The following is a 3,013-nucleotide window of genomic DNA, read 5'->3' as shown; positions in this document are numbered from 1 at the left end:
ATCCTAAAATCAAGACCATACTATGACGGAAAAGGAGTTTTATAAAAAGTACAAAGCCATCCACAAGGATATTCGCACCAAAGGAAAATCAAAGGCTGCCATATTAGCCAATGGTTTTAAAGAGGGCGTTAATGTCAATGCTTTGCCTATCTATAAGGGTTTTGAGAAGGAAACGAACATTGTCCGCAAACGCTATAACCCTAAGAGCGGTGACTTCGTTTGGATTCTTCCCAAACAAGGGTTCATTGAAGGGAGAAATGGCTACAAAACAAAGAAAGGATACAAGCCTGGTCCTGATGATGGATTCTATATTATCAGCGATGAATGGTCTTTATACGAAAACTATTGCGCCAACTTAGCAACACCCAACGATGAGCTTGGGGATATTGACACAGAAGTCGAGAAAGCTTTACAGGAGAAGCAAAAGAACCGAGAATTTAAAGATGCCGGGAAGCGTGTTCATGGTTCCAGAAAAGAACAAGCCATGTACAACAAGCTTATTAGCAGTAGCGATTTAAACAGTATCGAACAGGATGAAGCTACCGCCATCGAGCTGGTTAAAAAGGATAAGGTATTTCCGAAAATTGACCCACAGGCAGAAAAAGAAAATGGTACAGATGCAGGATGTGCCTTCCTGAAAGTAAAGATTCGTCAGGCTTTTCCACCTAAACCACATAAATCTACCAAAGAAGCCAGAGAGCAATATGTGAAAATGGCAGAAGCTTTTGTAAAAGTTTTGAATGATGCCATTACAATTACAGATTTACAGCAGCTCGAAACCATTGCCAATAATGGTGAAATTGTTGGCAAGTATGATTTTGGATTAATATTCGGTAAGGCTCTGCGCAATATTGTCTTTACCATTAAGGGCTACCGCACAACCAATGCGGTTAAGGAAACTTACATGAAAGCCCATCAATATTCAGGAGTAACAAAGGAGCAGGCAGAGCCTCATGCTGCAAAGTTGAAACACTTGATGGAAATGAAAATCAAACGTCAGAACGATTGTATTGATTCGGCACACCAAATCACTTCAACAGCAGATATGAAACGTCACAAGCAAACCGACCTTACGTTTAGGGGGGGAATGTTGAGCAGCGTTAGAACTGTAGAAGACTACGTTAAGTATGTAGTTCAGGTGTGTACTCGATTTATAAATGATGCCAAACGTGAATATGAGCAAATAAAAGAGCAATTCCCTTATAAAGAATTTAAACCGGATTGGAGCTGGGCAGAAACAAAGAAAACAAGCAAATCAAAAAGCAGTAGCAAGCCTAAAATAGAAGCAGTACCGCTATCATATATCAAACGCACAGGCGGTTTATTAATTGAAGAAGCGGATGAAAACACGGTTATCAAGAAGCTTCATTTTAAATCGCTCACATTAGGAAACTATGTAAAGGATGATGAAGCCAGGGAACATATTCGCCACTTTGTTGCAGCCATCGTTGACTTATGCGAGGTGCTTGACATCAACCTATCCATAAACGAAGCCCTGGCTATTGCTTTTGGCGCATTCGGTCGTGGTGGTAAAGCAATGGCTACCTACTACCCAACACGACAGCTAATCAACCTGACCAAACGAAATGGTGACGGCTCGGTAGCCCATGAGTGGGGACACTTCTTTGACCACTTTTTAAATGGTTTAGAATTATCAACCAAACCATTGCGTTCAGAAAGCTATTTGAATACCATCATTGAAAATTTAGGGTATCGAAAGAAGTATTTCATTGGCGGTAAATCCTCCCCAACAAAAGATTGGTTCAAAGATATTTTGAAAACAGCCATTAAAAAGGCTGTTCCTGATGCAATTATGCACCAGAGTATTGCTCAGTTGATTGTTATGCTTCGCTTTGGGTATTATGCTTTGGAAGGTAAAGCGGTTAGCTACAATGATTTTGACGAGACAAAGAAACGTAGAACCGACAGCTACCTCTATCATTACTCCAAACTTCAAGGTGCTTATTGGAAAGATATTGCAGAGATGTTTGCACGAAGCTTCGAGTGCTATGTGTACGACAAGCTAAAGGAAAATAATCGGGTAAATAACTACCTGGTATCAGGAGGTATGTTTTCTCATCCTGTTTATCCGCAAGGTCAGGAACGCATTTACATCAACAAGTGCTTTGATAACCTGATTTATGCAATCAAGGAGCATTTATCCATTAAATCGTTTGAGCCATTTACCGATAAACGAGCCGATGAATACATCGACCTGACCGAAAAAGGCAGCGTGAACAAAGGTGTGATAGTGGGCAAAGAGCACAAACTGAAACTTGCTAAAATCAGGGCTAAAGCAATTCGCATTAAACAGAAACAAGCCCTTGCGAAGGGCAGCGAATAATAAATAGTGTACTAAAAACTTAATATCAAATAGTATGAAATTAACAATCAAAAACTACAAGAAAGCCACCAAAAATATTGACTTCAAAAAGTTGCCGGAAGCAGCACAGGAAGCACATAAAGAGTTCGATTCATTTGCCGATTTCTACAATGAGGATAAGGACATTAAAGAGATGTTGGATAATCATTTCAAAATCGTTGAACCTTACCTAAAGGATTCAGAAAAGAAAAGCCATGCACCTAAGAAAACACCAGTGAAGAAGAAGACTACCTCGTCACAAAAATCGACAAAAAATGTGACCAAGAAACCTGCTCCAAAACGGACAGGCACAAAGAAAACAGCAGCACCCAAAAAAGCACAACGAAAACCCATCGAGGTTGATTTGATGCCATTGGAGATAAAGATTATCAGGCGTTATCTGAACTTCCACAATAAGAAGGTAACTGAACGTCAGGTATCGCTTTTGTACAAGGTGATTCAAAAGGCTGCTACCGAAAAGACTATCCGAAAGACAAGCAAGTACGCCTCTGAAATTAAAAGCATAAGCAATGACCTGATTAAGACTTACAAAGAAATGAATGGTACTTGCAAGTTTGAAGTTCCGGATTCATTGTACACGAAGCTGAAAAAGATAGTGGATGACTATGGTGTTACTCCGGCAGTTGCATT

General features: G+C 40.0%; 2 protein-coding genes. Both read left to right on the top strand.

The window, feature by feature from the left end:
- Positions 1-22: 22 nt before the first annotated feature.
- The gene (locus OM074_RS20950) at positions 23-2,344 is read left to right on the top strand and encodes an LPD1 domain-containing protein (protein WP_301202663.1); all 2,322 of its coding nucleotides are present in this window, start codon (positions 23-25) and stop codon (positions 2,342-2,344) included.
- A gap of 34 nt (positions 2,345-2,378) precedes the next feature.
- The coding region (locus OM074_RS20945) for a hypothetical protein (RefSeq protein WP_301202662.1) at positions 2,379-3,013 on the top strand (635 nt) is incomplete at its 3' end.

The sequence above is a fragment of the Plebeiibacterium marinum genome (genome assembly GCF_026013615.1).
Classification (GTDB): domain Bacteria; phylum Bacteroidota; class Bacteroidia; order Bacteroidales; family Marinilabiliaceae; genus Saccharicrinis; species Saccharicrinis marinus_A.
Note: the sequence above shows the minus strand (reverse complement) of the source record. Positions and strands in the feature narration are given on the sequence as shown.